A 19,069-nucleotide genomic window follows, 5' to 3' on the forward strand; every position below is an offset into this window, starting at 1 on the left:
AGATTATGCTAATCTATTTTGAATTTTTTGAGTTAGATCAATATTAATGACGGATTCAGCAATACAGATAATTCATCAGAATATTCACCAACGTCAATCTATTGGTCAATTGATTGAGCCTGCTCCAAATGCAGATCAATTAGAGTTGGCTTTTCAAGCTGCGTTAACTGCTCCTGACCACCATAGACTTAAACCAACACGTTTTGTCGTTATCGAGGCTGAGCAACGTGGTGCCTTTGGTGAGGTTTTAGCAAAAGCTTTGGCTGATTTAGGTGAAACCGACTCAGCACAGCTTGAGCGAGTGAAGCAACATCCTTTCCGCGCACCTTTACTCATTTTAGCGCTTACGCAACTTCAAGATCATCCTAAAGTTCCACATTTTGAACAGATTTTAAGTACTGGGGCTGCCGTACAAAACCTTTTATTGTCTTTACAAGTTCAAGGTTTTTCTACCATGTGGCGTAGTGGCGCTGTTGTCGAATCAAACTGGTTAAAACAACATTTAGGATTGCAACCACACGATTTAATCTCAGGTATTATTTATGTGGGTACGGCAGCTAAAGCGATTGCGCCGCGTGCAGATATTGAAAGTAAAGAATTCGTAAAAGTTTGGCAGGCATGAAAGTCTGTAGAAGTAAGAAATAGGATAATAAAGCATGACTGAATTTAAGTTTACAGATTTAGTGGAACCTGTTGCGGTCGATAAAAAAACAGCATTACGTATTACTGTTTTAGGTGGAGGCAGTTTTGGTACGGCTATGGCGAATTTAGCTGCACGTAATGGCTGCGATACCATGATCTGGATTCGTGATGCTGATACAGCTGAAGAAATCAATAAAACCCATATTAATAAACGTTATTTGCCAGACTTTGTTTTAGAGTCCTCATTGCGTGCTGTGTCTGACCTTGAACAAGCAGTATGTGATCGAGATATTATTTTAGTGGCCATTCCTAGCCATTCATTTCGTGATGTCTTAAAACAAATTGCTCCTTTTATTACAGCACAAGCGATTGTCTCTCTAACCAAGGGTGTGGAGGCTAAAACTTTTAGCTTCATGAGCGATATTATTCGCGAAGAATTGCCAGAAGTTCCTTATGGGGTATTGTCTGGACCAAACCTCGCTAAAGAGATTATGGCGGGAATGCCATCTGGTACCGTTATTGCCAGTGATTCTGAACTTGTTCGTTATGCTGTACAGCATGCTCTGCATAGTGCGTTATTCCGAGTTTTTGGTAGTGATGATGTGCATGGTGTTGAACTGGGTGGAGCACTTAAAAATATTTATGCCGTTGCAATGGGAATTGGCGCAGCTTACAAAATTGGTGAAAACACCAAGAGTATGATTTTAACGCGTGCTTTGGCCGAGATGAGCCGTTTTGCAGTTAAACAGGGTGCAAATCCATTAACGTTCTTAGGTTTATCTGGCGTTGGTGATTTATTTGCAACCTGTAATAGTCCATTAAGCCGTAATTATCAAATTGGTTATGCTTTGGGTTCAGGTAAAACACTTGACCAAGCGAGTAAAGAATTGGGGCAAACCGCTGAAGGAATTAATACGATTGTTCAGGTACGCGGTAAAGCAGAAGAACTTGACGTATATATGCCTATTACCAACGCTTTATATGAGGTTATTTTCGAAGGTGCACCGCCTTTAAATATTGCCTTATCTCTTATGAAAAATGGGCACCGTAGTGATGTTGAGTTTGTTTTACCTCATCATGAAGTCTGAAGAAGAAATGTCATAAATTACGGTTATAATGCAAGAATTATTAACAAGGAATATTTATGCAACTGACATTAGTTCGTCATGGGGAAGCTGCTCCTCCAGTAAATGGTAATGATACTAAACGTCCACTTACTGCTCGTGGGCATGCTCAAGCTGAACAAACAGCAACATTTTTAAAAGATATTGTTAAGCCAGATATTTTCGTAGTGAGTCCATTATTGCGTGCTCAAGAAACATTAGCGCATATTCAAACTTATTTTAAAGATGTTCCCGTGCTGTTATGCGATAAAATTAAACCGGACGATAATGCGAAAGAAGCGGTTGAGTGGTTGTCTCAGGTTCCGTATGAGTCAATTGTAGTCGTGTGTCATATGAATGTAGTAGGGCATATTGCTGAACTATTGACACATGAAAACTTTAATCCATTTGCACTTGCCGAAGCTCGAATTTATGATCAGGCTGTGATTGCTACTGGTTTATCAACACAAAAAAATAGTTTTGTACCCACAATATAATTAAAAAGGTCATTTAGCCCATTATGCTGTATTTATGGATGCCTGAAACCAATGGAATATGGCATTGGTCTAACGGAGAAAACTGGTTGCAGGCAGCAAGTCTTGATCAATTAATACAAGATCTGCAACTACATCAAGGAAAAGAAGCTGTCATCTTTTTCCCTAGTCGCCATGCTCAGGTGCTCCAGCAGCACATGGCAAAGTCTCATTACAAGCAACTCGGGGCAGACGGTGTTAAATATTTGCTTGAAGAATTTGTGACTTTGCCGATTGATCATATGAAAGTGGTTCATCATTTTCATGCTGATCAATTAACCGTATTGGGGGTGGCAAAAACAACAGTAGAAACATGGCAACATGCAATGGCTTTGCTGCCTATTAAGCTCGTTGCTTTATTGCCAGACTTTTTAATTTTACCGGAACCTCAAGATCAGCAAGTAGTCTTATGTAATATTGACCAGAAATTACTTGTGCGTGAAAGTAAATGGGTTGGTAATTCGCTAGATGATCTGGGATTGTTTTTAGAGTTCCAGCCAGTTGAAACCCATTATCAATATAGTGGTTTGACATCAGAGCAATTAGAAAGCTTGATGGCAGCATCAAGTGATGAGCAGCGTTCAGAATTTATTTATCAATTTCAGGCTTTAGATAAACCTAAACAGCATCCTTTTAATGTTTTACCTAAAGCTAAAGGGCAAGAGCAAACTGTTTCGGGTTATTGGAAAGCATGTGCTGCTGTTATTTTAGCAATTATAGTGGTTCAGTTTAGCTATGACTTGTTGCGCTGGGTAAAGTTAAAAAGTGTGGCTAATCAAACCGCTGAGCAGACGATAGAGCAATATAAATATTGGTTTGGTTCTTCTAGTCGTGTGAATGAGCAGAACATAAAAAGTCAATTTGAAAGTCATTTACGCATGAGTAAGCAAGGTGATACACAAGCACTTTCTTTATTGAGTCGTGTTGGGCCTATTTTAATGCAAAGACAAATTTTAGCTCAGCAGTTAAATTATGATGCGTCAATATTAACAATGGCATTAAAAGCAAAGTCGGCAGATGATTTGCAAGCTTTAACTCAGCAACTTAACCAGCAGGGATTCAAAGCAGAGCTCGGTAATGTTCAAGCCGATGGTGGTGGGGCAATCGGGGTGGTGAAAATACAATAATGGAAATGATAACTCAATTGCAAAACCGCTTTGATCAGTGGGTTGAACAGATCGTTCAATATTTGGATCGCTTAACTGTACGTGAACGTATTATGGTGGTCTTTACTACAATCTTTGTTGTCGTGGCTATTGTAGGAGCTTCACTTTGGAAAATGCATTCTTTGGCAGAGCAACAACAACAACGGTTAAATGATTTAAAAGATTTGATGGTATGGATGCAGAGCAATGCGGTTACCATGAAACCCGCAAATGAACTTGAGTTGGGTCAATCGGAAAAAATACAGCGTGTAGCTCAGCAACAAGGCTTAACAGTTACTTCTCAACAAAATGGTGAGCAGTTACAAATTATTGTTACTCATCAGAATTATGCAATTTTAGCGAACTTTTTAACCCAGCTTGCACAAATGGGCTTAAGTATTCAAAAAATGGAAATGGTTTCAAGTGACGGACAGATTAAATTAACAGCGACGGTTCAATAACATATTAAAATATGGTGTTCTTAAGCATGGTGTTTTGTGCTGCCTGTGCCTATAATATGCCTACCTAAAATCAGTAGACTGTGATTGGTATGTTATATTCACTTGCTCGCCCGATGTTGTTTAGTTTAGCACCAGAGCGTGCCCATGAATTAACATTATCTATGCTTGATAAAGCACATAAGTTCGGCCTACTACGCCAAAGCGTAGAATCAAAACCAACAACCTGTATGGGAATTGAATTTCCAAATCCGGTAGGTTTGGCGGCTGGACTTGATAAGAATGGTGCACATATTGATTCTTTAGCCGGGCTGGGTTTCGGTTTTATTGAAATTGGAACAATTACACCGCGTCCTCAGTCGGGTAATCCACAACCGCGATTGTTCCGTATTCCTGAAGCTAAAGCCATTATTAACCGCATGGGTTTCAATAATGATGGTGTTGATAAGCTTGTTGAGAATGTCAAAGCTTCAAAATTTAAAGGAATTCTAGGCATTAACATTGGTAAGAATGCAGATACGCCTGTAGAAAAGGCTGTTGATGATTACCTGATTTGTCTTGAGAAAGTTTATAACTACGCCTCTTATATTACTGTTAATATCTCATCTCCAAATACTAAGAACTTAAGAAGTTTACAAAGTGGCGATGCATTAACTGAATTATTGCAAACATTAAAAGAAAGACAACTTGAGCTTGCCGAGCAATATAATCATTATGTTCCTTTGGTTTTAAAAGTTGCACCTGATTTAACAGCTGAAGATGTTGAGTTTATTGCAGCACAATTATTGCAATTTAAGATTGATGGTTTAATCGTTACCAATACGACTTTATCTAGAGACGGTGTAGAAAACCTTCCTAATGGTAACGAATCGGGTGGATTATCAGGTGCGCCTGTTTTTGAAAAAAGTACCGAATGCTTACGTTTATTTGCCCAAACGTTAAAAGGACAAATCCCGTTGATTGGCGTGGGTGGAATTTTGTCAGGTGAACAAGCAGCAGTCAAACAGCAAGCTGGAGCAACATTAGTACAAATCTATAGCGGATTGATTTACACCGGTCCTATATTAGTAAAACAATGTGTTGCAGCCATGACTTAAGTGAATATGAACACAATTGATATCATTATTCTGATACTTTTGCTCATTGGGGGGCTAAACGGTTTGCGACAAGGATTTATCAAAGCCTTTGCGAACTTGGTAGGATGGATCATTGCATTAATTATGGGTGCAAAATATGCTGTCCTTCTTGCGCCGTCCATGTCTGGTTTGAGTCATGATCCGGTTGTTCAAAAAATTGCAGCTTTTGCATTTATAGCACTTCTGATCATTGTTTTAACATGGATCGTCACTGCATTTTTAAATGGCCTCTTGAAAAGTCTGAAATTGGGGCCATTAAATCGTTTAGCAGGTGGTGCTTTTGGTTCCTTAAAGGGCTTGTTGGTTGTGTTGATTACAATGCAAGGCGTTGGGCCTTGGGTTGAAAGTTCACCAAATTGGAAACAGTCCGTACTTATACAATTTTTACTGCCTTATGCACCTTTAGCGACCGAATTATCTAAAGATGCTGCAAGTGAGGCATTTCATCAAATAACATCTGGAGGTAGTGCATCAAGCACCCCTTCAAAACCAATGGACGAATCGGAAGATTTAGAAAACCGATCCGACCATTCGACAAAGAATCCTTTTTATTAATTCCTAGCTTGTCTGCGAGGTTGCTATGTGTGGAGTTGTTGGTATAGCCGGTAAATCGCCAGTGAACCAAATGTTGTTTGATGCTTTAACGATGTTGCAACATCGTGGGCAAGATGCAGCTGGAATAGTAACCTGCCATGAAGGCCGTCTTTTCCTTCGTAAGGATAACGGTATGGTGCGTGATGTTTTTCATACTCGTCATATGAGAGCATTACTTGGTAATTATGGTATTGGCCATGTACGTTACCCAACTGCTGGTTCTGCTAGCAGTGCTGAAGCACAACCATTTTATGTGAACTCACCTTACGGTATTACGCTTGCACATAATGGTAACTTAACCAATGCCGAAGATATTCATGATGACCTGTTTAAAACAGATTTACGTCATATGAATACAGATTCTGACTCAGAAGTTCTTTTGAACGTATTCGCGCATGAGTTGCAAAAGAACGGTACTTTAAATCCTACACCAGATGATATCTTTCACACAGTTTCTCGTGTACACGAGCGCTGTCTAGGTGCATATGGCGTAGTGGCAATGATTACTGGTCATGGTTTGGTTGGTTTCCGTGATCCAAATGGTATTCGTCCACTGATTTATGGTTCACGTATGACTGAAAAAGGCGAGATGGAATACATCATCGCTTCTGAATCAGTTGCTATTACAGCACTTGGTTTCAAAATTGAGCGTGATATTGAACCGGGTGAGGCAATTTTCATCAATTCAGATGGTGAATTGTTCTCAAGACAATGTGCAGCTAATCCAAAATACCGTCCATGTATTTTTGAATATGTTTATTTTGCACGTCCTGATGCCATTATTGACGGAATTTCAGTTTATAAAGCTCGTTTAAAAATGGGTGAAAAACTTGCCCATAAAATTTTACGTGACTGGGGTGAGGACCATGATATTGATGTGGTTATTCCAATTCCGGATACGAGCCGTACTTCAGCATTAGAGCTGGCAAATATTCTAGGTGTGAAGTTCCGTGAAGGTTTTATGAAAAACCGTTATATCGGTCGTACCTTCATTATGCCAGGTCAGCAACAACGAAAAAAATCAGTACGCCAGAAATTAAACCCTGTAGAACTTGAGTTTAAAGGTAAGAATGTTTTACTGGTTGATGACTCAATTGTACGCGGTACAACCTGTAACGAAATTATCCAGATGGCACGTGATTCTGGTGCAAAAAAAGTATACTTTGCGTCAGCAGCACCAAAAGTGATGTATCCAAACGTTTATGGTATTGATATGCCTGCTAAAGCTGAGCTTATTGCTTCAGAACGCAGTGTAGAAGAAATCCAGGAAATTATTGGTGCTGATCGTTTAGTTTTCCAAGAATTGGAAGACTTGAAAAATGCTGTACGTACTAGCAAAGTACCCGATCTAACTGAGTTTGATTGCTCTGTGTTTGATGGCGTTTATGTAACAGGCGATATTGATGGTGCTTATCTAAATAATTTGGAGCAGAAGCGTAATGATTCTGCTAAAAAGAAAAAAGATGGCTACATTGATGTGAATGTTGACGCTGCTTCTGTAGATTTAACAGGCATTAAAGAAGAATAGAAATAGCTGAAAAAAGCGGGTGTTTCCCGCTTTTTTCTTTTATGATGAAAACTAACAATGTAATTGGGAATATTTACATTGAAAGAAGTAAGCCACTATCTAATCGAAAATAAGAATATGGCATGGTCCATCACTATGTGTTTGGTTGCTGTGCTGCTTACTATTTTTATCTTAAATTTAATTTTAGGTTTACTCGTCCATTTTTTTGATTATAGTCAGCCCATTTGGTGGCATACCTTAAGTCCTTATTTCGTCGCGCTATTGCTTTTTATTATGGTTTGGTCGGTAGTTACTGAACTTTATATCTTGCGTAAAGGTGGACATTCTTTAGCAAAACAACTGAAAGCGCGTCGTTTAATAAAAGAAGAAAGTACACCAGAAGAGCTTGAAGCATTAAAAATTACTGAATATTTGGCGCAAAATTTTTCACTTAAAGTTCCAACCTTATATGTTTTACCTGATGAAGTAGGCGTAAATGCGCTTACCGCAGGTTTTCACCCTAAAGATATTGTGATCATTTTGACATGGGGAGCTTTGCAAAATCTGGATAAACTTGAACTATATGGTTTGTTGGGTCATGAGTTTAATCAGATTTTATCAGGTGAAGCTGTTGAAAATACTAAATTAAAGATTTTATATAGTGGATTAACGACATTTAGTCAGTGGGGCAGTAAATTAGCAAAACAAGGCTTTAAACGCTACAGCCCAGGTTATAAACATAAATTTGAAACTGTATTTGTTGCAGTGGGTGGTGTCATTTGGCTAGCTGGAAGCCTAGGCGTATTAATTACCCGATTTATTAAATATTTAACTTTGAGTGGACGCACATTTCGTAATGACCAAAAAACGGTACGATTATTAAAAAATAGTGCTAATACGCAGACTTTGTTGCGTATTTATGTTCACCATTCTGGCTCACAAATTCATAGTGCCTATTCTGAATCAATCGCGCATATGTGTTTTGCTAACTCACTGAGTCCGCAAAGTTGGATGAATATTCACCCAAGTATTCGTGAACGTATCTATGAGTTAAATCCGACTTTGCTACAAGATTTACAATTAGAAAATTTAAAAAAGCTTCGCAATCGTCCGTTATTTAGTTTATTTCATTTTTTAGAAGAGTCTGAAAAAGAAATTTATGTTCCTTGGTCATCTCCACAGCCTTTGCCTTTATTAAGGTTGTCACCCATTAGTTTTGCATTAAATGATGCCATTAAGCCTCTTAGTAGTGATGTACGTCGCAATAAAAAGCGTCCTGAGCTCATTCAGCGTGCACTACAAACTGCTACGGGTTCACGTGAGGTGATGGTTGCTATTTTGATGATTCGCCAATATCGAGAATTCATCCCTAAAGATGCGCCAGTTAGCCATGCCATTATTGATGCCTTATTAAACCTTGATGGGCGTATCCATATTCAGATATTTCATGATGCTTGTAAAAACATTGGGCATATGCCAGCAAGCATTGCGCGACAATTTCTAACAAAACTAGCGCTCATTATTCAAGAAGATGGCGAAATTGGCTTGCTAGATGCGCTTTTGCTGGAGCGGGTTAAATATGAGTTGAATTTAATGCCGTTACATTTGCCAACAGCATTTGAAGAAGTAAAACCTCAAATTGTTCGTTTAATTGATGCCTTGCTTCATGTCCAGCAAATTAATAGTCCAAATCAGTTAGAAGTACGTGAACGTATTTTGCGTTCGCTACTTAATCCAGATGAAATGTATGTCTATGATGAGATTTCAGACGAGCCTTTAGATTTGGCTGAAATTTTAAATGACATTGCAGGTTTATTATTGCGTGACCGTCTTAGTATTCTTGCGATTGCAGAAATGTGCTTGTGGAGTGATCGTATTATCACACAAGACGAATTAGATGTACTTGAATTACTTTATTGGCGATTTGGCTTTGAGACAGAAGAAATTGTTGAGCAAATGCAAAAAAGAAATAGTGTTATGATTATTTAAAAGACATCTACGATTATAAAAACAGCTGAACGAAATAAAACACTGAAAAAAAAACTCAAGCCCGTTAGAATGTAGCTTAAGTAGAGGTATTGATTCAAACATGATTGGGCAGCAAAGAAATATATTGGCGACTTTAGGGATTGATGTATGGATTCCTAAGACACAGGTGTGCCAAAAAAATAATGCTCAAAGCCTTTGGCGAGATCATGTCGTAGAAGAACCAGAACCGATCATACTACCCTCTGTAGAACCCATGGTTCTTGAGCAGCCAGCAAAGCCAAAAATTAACGATATTCCAAAAATTGAGCCTGAAATTGTAGCGCCAGTTTCAATACAGGCTCAACCTGTTATAGAACCTCGCAATCAAGTGCAAGCACCTGCCATTAAAATTGCATCATTTGAGTTGCAGGCTTTTTCTCTTGAAAAATGTGTTATTTTTTTAGATGTTACTAATTTAGCTGAAGAAGAAAAACAGCTCTGGAATAACATACAAAAAGCGAAAATAGGGCAGTATGCTGAACTAAAATGGCCTTTTCCTTTAGCTGCGTATCAAGATCAGCGGGGCGCTGGTTCATATATACAAGGCTTTTTAGATGCTGTTGCAGCAGATAAAAAGATCTTATGTCTTGGTGAATGTTCTTATATTCAACATGCCAATATTATCCATTTGGCAAGTTTAAAAGAAATGCTGGAGAAACCACTCCTTAAAAAAAGGTTATGGAAATTAATGCAAGATAACAACGAGTAGTAGGGATTTACATGAAAAAAGTTGTAGTTTTTAGCCAAATTGATGAAGAAATTTTGTCTCGATTACAACAGGATTATCATGTTGTGGTTCTTAACCCAAAACTGGGTGATATTAATGAACAAATAAGACAGCACGTTGTCGATGCTGATGGGATGATTGGTGCAGGACGAGTACTGAATGAAAAGAACCTTGCGCCTGCCCAAAAACTAAAAATTATTTCATCTGTAACAGTAGGCTATGACAATTATGATGTGGCTTATTTAAACCAAAGAAAAATCTGGTTAGCAAATACACCCCATGTTTTAACTGAAACAACAGCTGATCTTGCTTTTACATTATTACTAAGTGCTGCTAGAAAAGTACCTTTTCTGGATCATTGGACTAAACAAGGTGAATGGAAAAGAACGGTAGGGCCTCAGCAGTTCGGTTTAGATGTTTTTGGAAAGACATTAGGTATTATTGGACTTGGCAATATTGGTGCTGCAATTGCACGTCGTGGTTTTTATGGATTTAACATGAATATTGTTTACCATAATCGTCGTGAAAAGCCTGAATTGGCTGAACCATTAAATGCAGAATATCTTGGTCTGGATCAATTGTTAAAGCAGTCTGATTTTGTAGTCACTGCAGTTGATTTAAATAATGAATCGAAAGCCTTAATGGGAAAAGCGCAGTTTGAGCTTATGCAAAAACACGCTATTTTTATTAATATTGCCCGTGGTTCAGTAGTTGATGAGCAAGCTTTAATTGAAGCTTTACAGCAAAATCAGATCTTTGGTGCTGGCTTAGATGTGTATGAAAAAGAACCTTTACAAGATTCGGGTCTTTTTAAATTGCCGAATGTAGTGACTTTGCCTCATGTGGGATCGGCTACTGCTGAAACCCGTAAAAAAATGGCAAATCTGGCCTATAAAAATTTGGTTGAAGCTTTAGAGGATAAAACACCTAGATATCTGGTAAACCAAAACTTTATATAAGTGATTAATAACACTTCATTGCAAAACTAGTCGATTTCGAGTGATATAGTAAAAGTCTGTTGATTGAAAACCAATTTTTGTGGTTTACATCAATAGGCTTTTTTTATGGTTTAATTTTAATAGAGAAAAACTTTTGAGATTTTTGCCAGTTATTTTAAGTGCGACTTTTATAGCAAATGCTTCGTATGCACAGTCTTTCGACCCACAGCCATCTGCGAATCAGGTGGAAATTCCGAATATTGGAAGTGGAATAGGTTTGCTTGATCAACAAAAAGAAAAATTTATTGGTGAAAAAGTTTTCCGTGAAGTTCATAAACAAATGCCCGTTATCCAAGATATCTGGCTCGAAGACCAATTTTTTCAAGTATTTTCAAATATTTTAAGTGAGACTCAACTTGGTCAGCCTATTGGTCTAGTTGTTATTAAAGATCCACAAATCAATGCATTTGCTGTTCCGGGTGGTCTATTTGCGCTTAATACAGGACTTATTGCTTCAGCTCGCAATATTGATGAAATTGCTGGGGTGATGGCGCATGAAATTGCACACGTATCACAAAGACATTTTAGTCGTTCAGAGGAAGCCTTTAAGGGGCAAACGTTATTAAGTTTAGCTGGGCTTTTAGCAGGTGTAGCCATAGCTGCACAGGGTGGTGGAGATGCAGGAGCAGCAGTGATGTTAGGAACGCAGGCTGCATTAATGGATAGCCAGTTAACATATAGTCGAAATCAGGAGCGTGAAGCGGACCGTATTGGCATGCAATATATGTATGCAGCGGGTTATAACCCGCAAAGTATGGCAGACTATTTTGAGACAATGCATCGCGCGACTAGTCGGGTAAGTTTTTTACCAGATTTCTGGCTGACCCATCCACTGACGACCGAACGCATGAGTGAAGCTCGACTTCGTGCGAACCAGATGCCTAAAGTCAAAAATCGCATATATGATGCTGATTTTGAAATTTTAAAATGGTACACAATGGTAGTTTCAAATCAGGCTACCGAAAACCAACTACAGAGTTTAGCCTCACAAAAAAATATTGCGGGTCTTATTGCTTTGGCAGCTTTTTATGTAAAACAAGGTGATTATGCACAGGCGCAATCTACTTTAGATCAAGTCAAATCTAGTGGAAAGCCTCTTGTTACACTCTTGCAGACTGATATTTATCTGGGGCAAAACAAGTTGGATCAAGCCTATACTTCAATTGCTTCTACACAAATGACTATGCCTGAAAATAGAGCTTTCAGTTATAAGTTGGCTGAAGTGTTGCTGCGCCAAGGAAAATTTTCACAGGTTCAAACTCTTGTTCAACGGTTTATCAATAAAAACCCAAGAGATATCCAAGGTTGGCAATTTTTGCAGCAGGCTGCTAATTTGGACAAGACAGGACCGTTGAGAGCAGTCAATGTTTTACGCTATCGAGCAGAAGCTGAATATTGGTCGGGGAGTGAAGAGAATGCGATTAAATCGATGTTGCATGCTCAGCGATTAGCAAAAGACAATCAAGCAATGTTGGCTAGAATAGACAGTAGATTGAAACAAATGCAAGATGAGCGAAGAATGAAAATTTGAAAATTTAGCTTTCAAAAAATTCAGATATATAAACACGCCCAAACTAAAAGGAATTTTGGTTTGAGGGGATATAGAATTTAAGAGAAGAGATTAAGCTAATTTAGCTTTAATTTTTGCTGAAACTACAGAAGGATCGGCACGCCCGGCTATGATCGGACGTAGAGAATTCATCACCTTACCCATATCTTTCATGCTAGTTGCTTCTTGAGCAGAAATCGTTTGCTCAATGAGAGAATCAAGCTCTTCCTCAGTCATAGCTTCTGGTAGAAACTGAGATAAAATCTCAGCTTCGGCTTGTTCTTTACTAGCTAAATCATCACGACCAGCACCTTCAAAGGCTTTGATCGATTCTTTACGTTGTTTAATTTGCTTTTCAATGACCGCAAGAACCTGAGCGTCGCCAAGCTCTATGCGCTCATCGACTTCGATTTGCTTAATTGCTGCTTGTAGACTACGCAAAACCGTCACTGTTGCCATATCTTTGGCACGCATAGAAGTTTTTAATGCATCAGTAATTTGGTTTTTTAAAGTAGTCATAATTCAGCAGTCAATCACAAATTAATTAGTAAAGGCGAGTAGTACGTACAGATTCGCGAGCCAATTTCTTTTGGTAGCGTTTAACTGCAGCAGCTTTTTTGCGCTTACGTTCTTGAGTTGGTTTTTCGTAGAATTCACGTTTACGAACGTCAGCTAAAACACCAGCTTTTTCGCATGAACGTTTGAAACGACGGATAGCTACGTCAACTGGTTCGCCTTCTTTCAACTTAACTTGTGGCATGTAAAATCCTCTAGATTATGGATAAGATCAAGCACACTATTGTGCCGGATCACAAGTGAAGGTCAGTATTTTACTCATTTACAACTCATATCACAAGTCTATAATAGCGATTGCAATATTTTGACTCATATAAAAGGCAGTTTTGATGATTGTTTTAGGCTTGGAAACTTCTTGTGATGAAACAGGGTTGGCACTTTATGATAGCGAACTCGGCTTGCGGGGACAGGTTCTTTATAGCCAGATTAAACTTCATGCCGAATATGGTGGAGTAGTACCTGAACTTGCTTCTCGAGACCATGTTCGAAAATTAATTCCTTTAATGAATCAATTACTTGATCAAAGTGGTGTAACGAAACAAGAGATTGATGCTGTTGCTTATACACGTGGTCCTGGCTTAATGGGAGCCTTAATGACAGGGGCTTTATTTGGAAGAACTTTAGCTTTTTCTTTAAATAAACCTGCCATTGGTGTTCACCATATGGAAGGGCATATGTTGGCACCTTTACTCTCAAGTCAACCGCCTGAATTTCCATTTGTTGCTTTATTGGTTTCAGGTGGGCATACACAATTAATGGCAGCTCACGGTATTGGTCAATATGAACTTTTGGGTGAATCTATTGATGATGCAGCTGGGGAAGCCTTTGATAAAGTTGCAAAAATGATGAGTTTACCATACCCGGGTGGTCCTAATATTGCGAAATTGGCTTTAAGTGGTAATCCATTAGCGTTTGAATTTCCACGACCAATGCTTCACCAAGGTCTAGATTTTTCTTTTAGTGGTTTAAAAACAGCTGTTTCTGTGCAATTGAAAAAATTGAATGGTGAAAACAGAGATGCTGACATTGCTGCGTCATTCCAAGAAGCAATTGTAGATACCTTGGTAAAAAAATCAGTAAAAGCCTTAAAGCAAACTGGACTTAAGCGTCTAGTTATTGCAGGTGGAGTAAGCGCTAATTTACGATTACGTGAACAGTTGGAAACTTCATTGGCTAAAATTAAGGCACAAGTTTATTACGCAGAACCTGCTCTTTGTACTGATAATGGGGCAATGATTGCTTTTGCAGGTTATCAACGCTTAAAAGCAGGCCAACATGATGGTTTAGCTGTAACCACAACACCACGTTGGCCAATGACTGAGTTGTCTATTCCTGAGTAAAACTATTCATCTTCAAAGGCTTGTTGGTTTTCAATATCTATATATTCGATATAACCACGGCCTTGAACTTCATTACCGAAATAATTACCGGTAAATATATAGCTACTTGCATAACCTCGCCCATGACCATAGCGGAGTGGGCAGTCAATTTCTGCCTGAATATTTAAAATAATTTGTTTAGCTTCATTTCGAGCAATCCACGAAAAGAATTTAGGAAGTCGCATCTTTTGTCCAGTCGGTGAGATGTAATCATCAACTTGGTGAGAAATAATATCAAAACTGACATCTGTATAAACTTCTGCAGGTCGATCAAGATATCTAATATGCAAAGTATAAGCTGCTGTCTGACCTGCAATATCTGCTTTGGTAAGAAGAAGTTGAGTGGTCTCATTTAAATTGATAATTTGATAAGTAAAAAAATCAAGCGGCAGTTTATAGGCTTCAGGAATAAGTTTATTTGCGATGGAATGAGCTCCAACTGCTCGAGCATATTCATAAGTACAGAGTCCCTCACTTTCAATACGTTCTGCTTGATAGCTTAAGAAACCTTTAAACTTTGCTAACAAGCTAAAATGATCATAAATCGGTGTTTTTATAAACCATGAAACATGTGAGGTAACATTAATATCAAAGTCGAAATCAAGACCCTCGTAGTGTCCATTAATATGAATTTTTGGGAATTTTCCTTGAATTGAAATTTCTTGACCTAGTTCGATTAAGCTCCCATCTTTATTAATTTTTGTATCTTTAGGAATGATATAAGCCTTAAGCAAAGCTTTCTCTACCGCGGCTGTACTTGAAAAGAAAGTCGCTGTTTTTCGAGGATTTCCATGAATTATGTCATCATGATCAAATGCAAGAGCACCAGGTGTGCCTAATAAAATCATAATATTTAAATAGCGATGTGGCTCTGGCAAAAGTGGGAAAAAGATACCGTAATGAGTCCAGCTATAATATTTTTCATCAACTCGGGGTTGAATAATGTGAGGCTGAGAAAAAGGAAGAGTTGAATATTTTTCTGCTTTGTCTATAACACTTTGCGCGAGCAATAAGCTTTGACCTAAAAGTTTGCTGCCTATAGAAATTTTGGGCAATTGTTTTTTCATATATAAACCTAAATGAGGATAGGACTATCTTTGTTTTAGGTTATGAAAAACAACTATCAAAACTAAGCGGTTTTCAGGCCAAAGCTAAGGCTTTGCGGGACATTTTGTTTAATTGTTAGACAACTCTTTTAAGCCATTTAAACCAATCCAGTGCTTAGAAAACTGATATGCAGCACGTCCTGAGCGTTGACCACGCATTTGACACCAACGCAAACTTTCAGCGCGAACTTCATCATTAAAAGCCATATTTGCTTTATCAAGATAATGCTCCACAATTTCTAAATATAAATTCTGGTCCATTGGGTAAAAAGATAACCACAAACCAAAACGATCTGACAAAGAGATCTTTTCTTCAATCGCTTCTTGTGGGTGTAACTCAGTATATTGTGGTACATCGACCTTGGTTACAGGTGTATTCTCATGCATAAATTCTGGTAACAAATGACGGCGGTTACTGGTTGCATAAATAATAAAATTACTTGAACCAGACTGTAATGAACCATCCAATACACTTTTTAAACTACGGTAATTTTCATCTTCAGCATTAAACGCTAAGTCATCACAATACACGATGTATTTTTCAGGTCGGTTTTGAATGAGTTTCTGAACTTTAGGTAAATCTGCCAAGTCATCCCGCTCAATTTCAATTAAACGTAATCCTTGCGGGGCATACTCAGTCAATAAAGCACGTACAATAGATGACTTTCCTGTACCGCGAGAGCCAGTTAAAAGCACATCATTTGCGGGTAGACCATTTAAAAACTGCAAAGTATTTTGAATGATTTTCTCTTTCTGACGTTCAATGCCTTTTAGGTCATCCAGATAAATATTTTTGGGTGTATAGATGGCTTTAAGTTGCTGATTTTCCCATCTAAAAGCAGGTGCATTAAAATCTGTTTCTTGTTTAGGTTCAGGTAAGACCTGCTGTAACTGATTTAATACAAGTGATAATGTTTGAACTAAATTATCTGGTAAATCAATGGTAGCCATGGTAAGTCAATCATGTTAAACAGTAATTTACTAGGATACTAACACCGAAATTAACAGGCTGACAAAAAAGTTATTGTCTATACAGTTTATCGGTTTTGCAATTGATTGAAATCTTCAGACCGCGCATAGTGTTGTTATGTCTATTCAGTAAAATCATCTGTGAAGATGAGGACGAAATATGTTTGAAAAAATACGCAGTGATATGAATCCGCATCAGGCCTACCGTATCAAAAAATTACAACGTCAGTTAGACATGGCTGAATCTTATGAAGAGTGGAAGTCTTTTGCATTAAAACTAGATGAAGAAACAGGGGTGCAAGAGTGGAAATTTGATAATAGTTCGCCTTACTTCGATGCAGAGCTCATTTCTTATAGATACACTTTACTGAAAAGATATCGCCAGCAACATCGAACGCTAGATCTTATTTATTTACTCAAAGAAGGCCTAACCTACGATATTGCAAATATTGGTCACCCCATGTTGTTTGCTGCAACGCATGTGGGAACAAAAAAGTTAATTGAAGATTATATTGAAGAAGTTAGCCAAAGCTTGGCCTATATTGCTTCAAGTGAATGCATTACTTTCCAACGAAAAGAAAAAATTGAGTTTTTTGAAAATTGTGAAAAAGCATATGGACAACCAGCCCTTATGTTCTCAGGTGGAGCGACTTTAGGCCTTTTCCACACTGGGGTATGTAAAGCTTTAATTGAACAAGATTTAATGCCTAAAGTGTTGTCTGGCTCAAGTGCAGGGGCAATTATGACGGGCATGCTCGGAACTTCTGCCAGTGAAGATGTTCAAAATTTATTAAATGGAGAACAATTCTTTAGTGATGCTTTTCATTTTAGAAAACTTCGTGAACTCATTAAAGGAAATGGTGGAATTGCCGATGTGCATTATTTGAAAAAGTTCCTTGTCGAAAATCTGGGTGATCTCACGTTTGAAGAGGCTTTCAAAAAATCAGGTTTAAACATTAATGTGGCAGTTGCTCCTTATGATGCAACAGAAAACCCGCGCATCATGAATGCCATTATGACGCCTAATGTTTTAGTGTGGAGTGCTGTGTTGGCTTCATGTGCTGTACCTGTGTTATTTCCACCCGTGCGTTTAACCAGCAAACGTTATGACGGTGAACACACGCCTTACATGGCAAACACAAAATGGGTAGATGGCAGTGTAAGAAATGATTTCCCGCAAGAAAGAATGGCTCGACTTTATAATTTAAATTACACCATCGCCAGTCAGGTGAACCCACATATTGTTCCATTTATGCAAAATGATGCAGACCGCTTTCGTAAAGACGTTTTAAGTTGGCCTGAACGGATTTTAAGACGTCAAGGTAAAGTGTTATCCATGGGACTTATGGATTTTACACGTCAAAGACTCGGTTCTATTTCTCCGATTAGACGATTACTCGATCACGGCTATGGGGTAATGGGGCAGCGTTATTATGGTGATGTGAATATCATTGCTAAATATGGTTTGAGTCACTATACCTATACTTTGCAAAACCCACGACCACATTTGTTTAAACGCTTACAGCGAGAAGGGGAACGTGCGACTTGGCCCAAAATTTCTTCGATTGAGACCCATGCTCGTATTGGCAAGACGATTCAGCATTGTTTAGAAGTTTTGCGTTTTGAAGAAAAGCAACAACAGCCAGAGTCTTACTATGCTGAAGCATGATTTTGCTTCGAATATACAAAACTTAAAAAGTGTGACAAAACCTGCGAGTGCCGCTTTAGGGCGGTATCTATGGACATGCAGCATAGATAACAAAGACTATTGGTTAAAATATCATTTACCTGCAACAGATGTTCAAAGTGAGCAAGATTTCATTCATGAACAATTGTTTTACGAAGAGATTACTCATAAAAACTCCGCGTGGCTTTTACCTCATAACTTAATTGAAGTTGGTGCCATTCCTCAATTAAACCATTTTTTAGGTAAAGTTTTAATTTTACCCAATACTGATTTGTGGTTTGGTTCATTGTCTCATGAAGCAGGTTTAACTGATGTATATCATAAGATTTGGTCCGCACTAGATAAGCTCGCAGAACTCCATGAATTTGGTTGGATTCATGGAGATATTAAGAAAGAACATTTTCGAAAGTTTGAGCAAAATGCTTATTTGATTGATTTTGAGAAAGCCCGACTTATATCAAGCTCGGATTTAAGAATGGATGCTACACCACGATATATGGCTCCAGAGCTGTTTAGAGGCGCTTCTAAGGATATACAAAGCGATTTATACGCATTTGGTATCGTTTTATATGAATGGTTAACTCAAACTCGCTTAGAAGCAGGGAGTTACTATGAGTGGGCAGTATTGCATTGTCAAAATTTAACCATTCAATTACCCGTGAAATTTATGATTTTCTATCCATTACTTTTAGGTTTATTGCAAAAACAACAAAAAAATAGGTTTGCAAACGTGTTTGAAGCGATGAATTGTTTAAAAGCACATTCAAACTTATAAAAATCATTGATCTAGTATCTGTATACAATTTACACGGTCAGTTTTTTTTAGAAAAAAAACACTTGTCACTGTTAGATCTTATCGCTAATATACACAGCCATCGGGGGCGTGGCGAAATTGGTAGACGCACTGGATTTAGGTTCCAGCGCCGCAAGGT

The 19,069-nt window shown here is 38.2% G+C and carries 19 protein-coding genes; 15 read left to right on the plus strand and 4 right to left on the minus strand.

What is annotated here, in order from left to right:
• Positions 1–46 precede the first annotated feature (46 nt).
• From QLG01_RS09935 to QLG01_RS09990, 12 genes are all read left to right on the plus strand, one after another.
• Positions 47–622, plus strand: coding sequence for a nitroreductase (locus QLG01_RS09935; RefSeq protein WP_049837086.1), 576 nt, complete (start codon positions 47–49; stop codon positions 620–622).
• Between the two features lie 34 nt (positions 623–656).
• Positions 657–1,730, plus strand: a complete 1,074-nt coding sequence (locus QLG01_RS09940; protein ID WP_005306983.1) for an NAD(P)H-dependent glycerol-3-phosphate dehydrogenase — start codon at positions 657–659, stop codon at positions 1,728–1,730.
• Between the two features lie 56 nt (positions 1,731–1,786).
• On the plus strand, positions 1,787–2,242 hold the full coding sequence (locus QLG01_RS09945; RefSeq protein WP_004791265.1) for a phosphoglycerate mutase family protein: 456 nt from the start codon (positions 1,787–1,789) through the stop codon (positions 2,240–2,242).
• Between the two features lie 23 nt (positions 2,243–2,265).
• The gene (gene gspL / locus QLG01_RS09950; protein ID WP_282496360.1) at positions 2,266–3,405 is read left to right on the plus strand and encodes a type II secretion system protein GspL; all 1,140 of its coding nucleotides are present in this window, start codon (positions 2,266–2,268) and stop codon (positions 3,403–3,405) included.
• Positions 3,405–3,884 carry a type II secretion system protein GspM gene (gene gspM, locus QLG01_RS09955; protein ID WP_282496361.1) on the plus strand — a complete coding sequence of 160 codons (480 nt, stop codon included), beginning with the start codon at positions 3,405–3,407 and terminating at the stop codon, positions 3,882–3,884. Before gspL ends, gspM begins: the two co-directional genes overlap by 1 nt.
• A gap of 89 nt (positions 3,885–3,973) precedes the next feature.
• Positions 3,974–4,978, plus strand: a complete 1,005-nt coding sequence (locus tag QLG01_RS09960; protein ID WP_004791270.1) for a quinone-dependent dihydroorotate dehydrogenase — start codon at positions 3,974–3,976, stop codon at positions 4,976–4,978.
• A 6-nt stretch (positions 4,979–4,984) separates the two neighbouring features.
• Complete coding sequence (locus QLG01_RS09965) at positions 4,985–5,572, plus strand: CvpA family protein (RefSeq protein ID WP_049837082.1); 588 nt, start codon at positions 4,985–4,987, stop codon at positions 5,570–5,572.
• A 25-nt stretch (positions 5,573–5,597) separates the two neighbouring features.
• Positions 5,598–7,139 (plus strand): amidophosphoribosyltransferase, encoded by a 1,542-nt coding sequence (purF, locus tag QLG01_RS09970; RefSeq protein ID WP_005306965.1) that lies wholly within the window; start codon positions 5,598–5,600, stop codon positions 7,137–7,139.
• Positions 7,140–7,217: 78 nt separating this feature from the next.
• Entirely contained in the window at positions 7,218–9,107 is a 1,890-nt protein-coding gene (locus QLG01_RS09975; protein ID WP_151988483.1) for a M48 family metalloprotease, read from the plus strand.
• A 100-nt stretch (positions 9,108–9,207) separates the two neighbouring features.
• On the plus strand, positions 9,208–9,855 hold the full coding sequence (locus QLG01_RS09980) for a hypothetical protein (protein ID WP_191899964.1): 648 nt from the start codon (positions 9,208–9,210) through the stop codon (positions 9,853–9,855).
• Between the two features lie 11 nt (positions 9,856–9,866).
• Positions 9,867–10,832, plus strand: coding sequence for a D-glycerate dehydrogenase (locus QLG01_RS09985; protein WP_282496362.1), 966 nt, complete (start codon positions 9,867–9,869; stop codon positions 10,830–10,832).
• A gap of 142 nt (positions 10,833–10,974) precedes the next feature.
• A complete protein-coding gene (locus tag QLG01_RS09990) occupies positions 10,975–12,402 on the plus strand; it encodes a M48 family metalloprotease (protein WP_282496365.1) in 1,428 nt (475 codons plus the stop codon).
• Between the two features lie 90 nt (positions 12,403–12,492).
• Here the strand turns inward: QLG01_RS09990 and QLG01_RS09995 are convergent, their stop codons facing one another.
• Entirely contained in the window at positions 12,493–12,939 is a 447-nt protein-coding gene (locus QLG01_RS09995; protein ID WP_004791284.1) for a GatB/YqeY domain-containing protein, read from the minus strand.
• A 25-nt stretch (positions 12,940–12,964) separates the two neighbouring features.
• Entirely contained in the window at positions 12,965–13,180 is a 216-nt protein-coding gene (rpsU, locus tag QLG01_RS10000) for a 30S ribosomal protein S21 (protein WP_001136722.1), read from the minus strand.
• A gap of 145 nt (positions 13,181–13,325) precedes the next feature.
• On the opposite strand from rpsU, the gene tsaD reads away from it, so the two are divergent.
• On the plus strand, positions 13,326–14,336 hold the full coding sequence (tsaD, locus tag QLG01_RS10005) for a tRNA (adenosine(37)-N6)-threonylcarbamoyltransferase complex transferase subunit TsaD (protein WP_199986751.1): 1,011 nt from the start codon (positions 13,326–13,328) through the stop codon (positions 14,334–14,336).
• Positions 14,337–14,338: 2 nt separating this feature from the next.
• Here the strand turns inward: tsaD and QLG01_RS10010 are convergent, their stop codons facing one another.
• Together QLG01_RS10010 and QLG01_RS10015 are read right to left on the minus strand one after the other, a co-directional pair.
• Positions 14,339–15,442, minus strand: a complete 1,104-nt coding sequence (locus tag QLG01_RS10010) for a DUF6670 family protein (protein WP_282496363.1) — start codon at positions 15,440–15,442, stop codon at positions 14,339–14,341.
• A gap of 108 nt (positions 15,443–15,550) precedes the next feature.
• Entirely contained in the window at positions 15,551–16,432 is an 882-nt protein-coding gene (locus tag QLG01_RS10015; RefSeq protein WP_005306947.1) for an ATP-binding protein, read from the minus strand.
• A gap of 178 nt (positions 16,433–16,610) precedes the next feature.
• On the opposite strand from QLG01_RS10015, the gene QLG01_RS10020 reads away from it, so the two are divergent.
• On the plus strand, positions 16,611–18,119 hold the full coding sequence (locus QLG01_RS10020; RefSeq protein ID WP_005306944.1) for a DUF3336 domain-containing protein: 1,509 nt from the start codon (positions 16,611–16,613) through the stop codon (positions 18,117–18,119).
• A complete protein-coding gene (locus QLG01_RS10025) occupies positions 18,106–18,912 on the plus strand; it encodes a serine/threonine-protein kinase (protein WP_282496364.1) in 807 nt (268 codons plus the stop codon). The genes QLG01_RS10020 and QLG01_RS10025 overlap by 14 nt, the downstream gene beginning before the upstream one ends.
• The last annotated feature ends 157 nt before the right edge of the window (positions 18,913–19,069 follow it).

Source organism: Acinetobacter sp. V89_4 (assembly GCF_029967875.1).
GTDB classification, from domain to species: domain Bacteria; phylum Pseudomonadota; class Gammaproteobacteria; order Pseudomonadales; family Moraxellaceae; genus Acinetobacter; species Acinetobacter oleivorans.

Coding starts and splice junctions, on each gene's coding strand:
- QLG01_RS09935 (WP_049837086.1), top strand. CDS start 47: ATGACGGATTCAGCAATACAGATAATTCATCAGAATATTCACCAACGT.
- QLG01_RS09940 (WP_005306983.1), top strand. CDS start 657: ATGACTGAATTTAAGTTTACAGATTTAGTGGAACCTGTTGCGGTCGAT.
- QLG01_RS09945 (WP_004791265.1), top strand. CDS start 1,787: ATGCAACTGACATTAGTTCGTCATGGGGAAGCTGCTCCTCCAGTAAAT.
- gspL (WP_282496360.1), top strand. CDS start 2,266: ATGCTGTATTTATGGATGCCTGAAACCAATGGAATATGGCATTGGTCT.
- gspM (WP_282496361.1), top strand. CDS start 3,405: ATGGAAATGATAACTCAATTGCAAAACCGCTTTGATCAGTGGGTTGAA.
- QLG01_RS09960 (WP_004791270.1), top strand. CDS start 3,974: ATGTTATATTCACTTGCTCGCCCGATGTTGTTTAGTTTAGCACCAGAG.
- QLG01_RS09965 (WP_049837082.1), top strand. CDS start 4,985: ATGAACACAATTGATATCATTATTCTGATACTTTTGCTCATTGGGGGG.
- purF (WP_005306965.1), top strand. CDS start 5,598: ATGTGTGGAGTTGTTGGTATAGCCGGTAAATCGCCAGTGAACCAAATG.
- QLG01_RS09980 (WP_191899964.1), top strand. CDS start 9,208: ATGATTGGGCAGCAAAGAAATATATTGGCGACTTTAGGGATTGATGTA.
- QLG01_RS09985 (WP_282496362.1), top strand. CDS start 9,867: ATGAAAAAAGTTGTAGTTTTTAGCCAAATTGATGAAGAAATTTTGTCT.
- QLG01_RS09995 (WP_004791284.1), bottom strand. CDS start 12,939: ATGACTACTTTAAAAAACCAAATTACTGATGCATTAAAAACTTCTATG.
- rpsU (WP_001136722.1), bottom strand. CDS start 13,180: ATGCCACAAGTTAAGTTGAAAGAAGGCGAACCAGTTGACGTAGCTATC.
- tsaD (WP_199986751.1), top strand. CDS start 13,326: ATGATTGTTTTAGGCTTGGAAACTTCTTGTGATGAAACAGGGTTGGCA.
- QLG01_RS10010 (WP_282496363.1), bottom strand. CDS start 15,442: ATGAAAAAACAATTGCCCAAAATTTCTATAGGCAGCAAACTTTTAGGT.
- QLG01_RS10015 (WP_005306947.1), bottom strand. CDS start 16,432: ATGGCTACCATTGATTTACCAGATAATTTAGTTCAAACATTATCACTT.
- QLG01_RS10020 (WP_005306944.1), top strand. CDS start 16,611: ATGTTTGAAAAAATACGCAGTGATATGAATCCGCATCAGGCCTACCGT.
- QLG01_RS10025 (WP_282496364.1), top strand. CDS start 18,106: ATGCTGAAGCATGATTTTGCTTCGAATATACAAAACTTAAAAAGTGTG.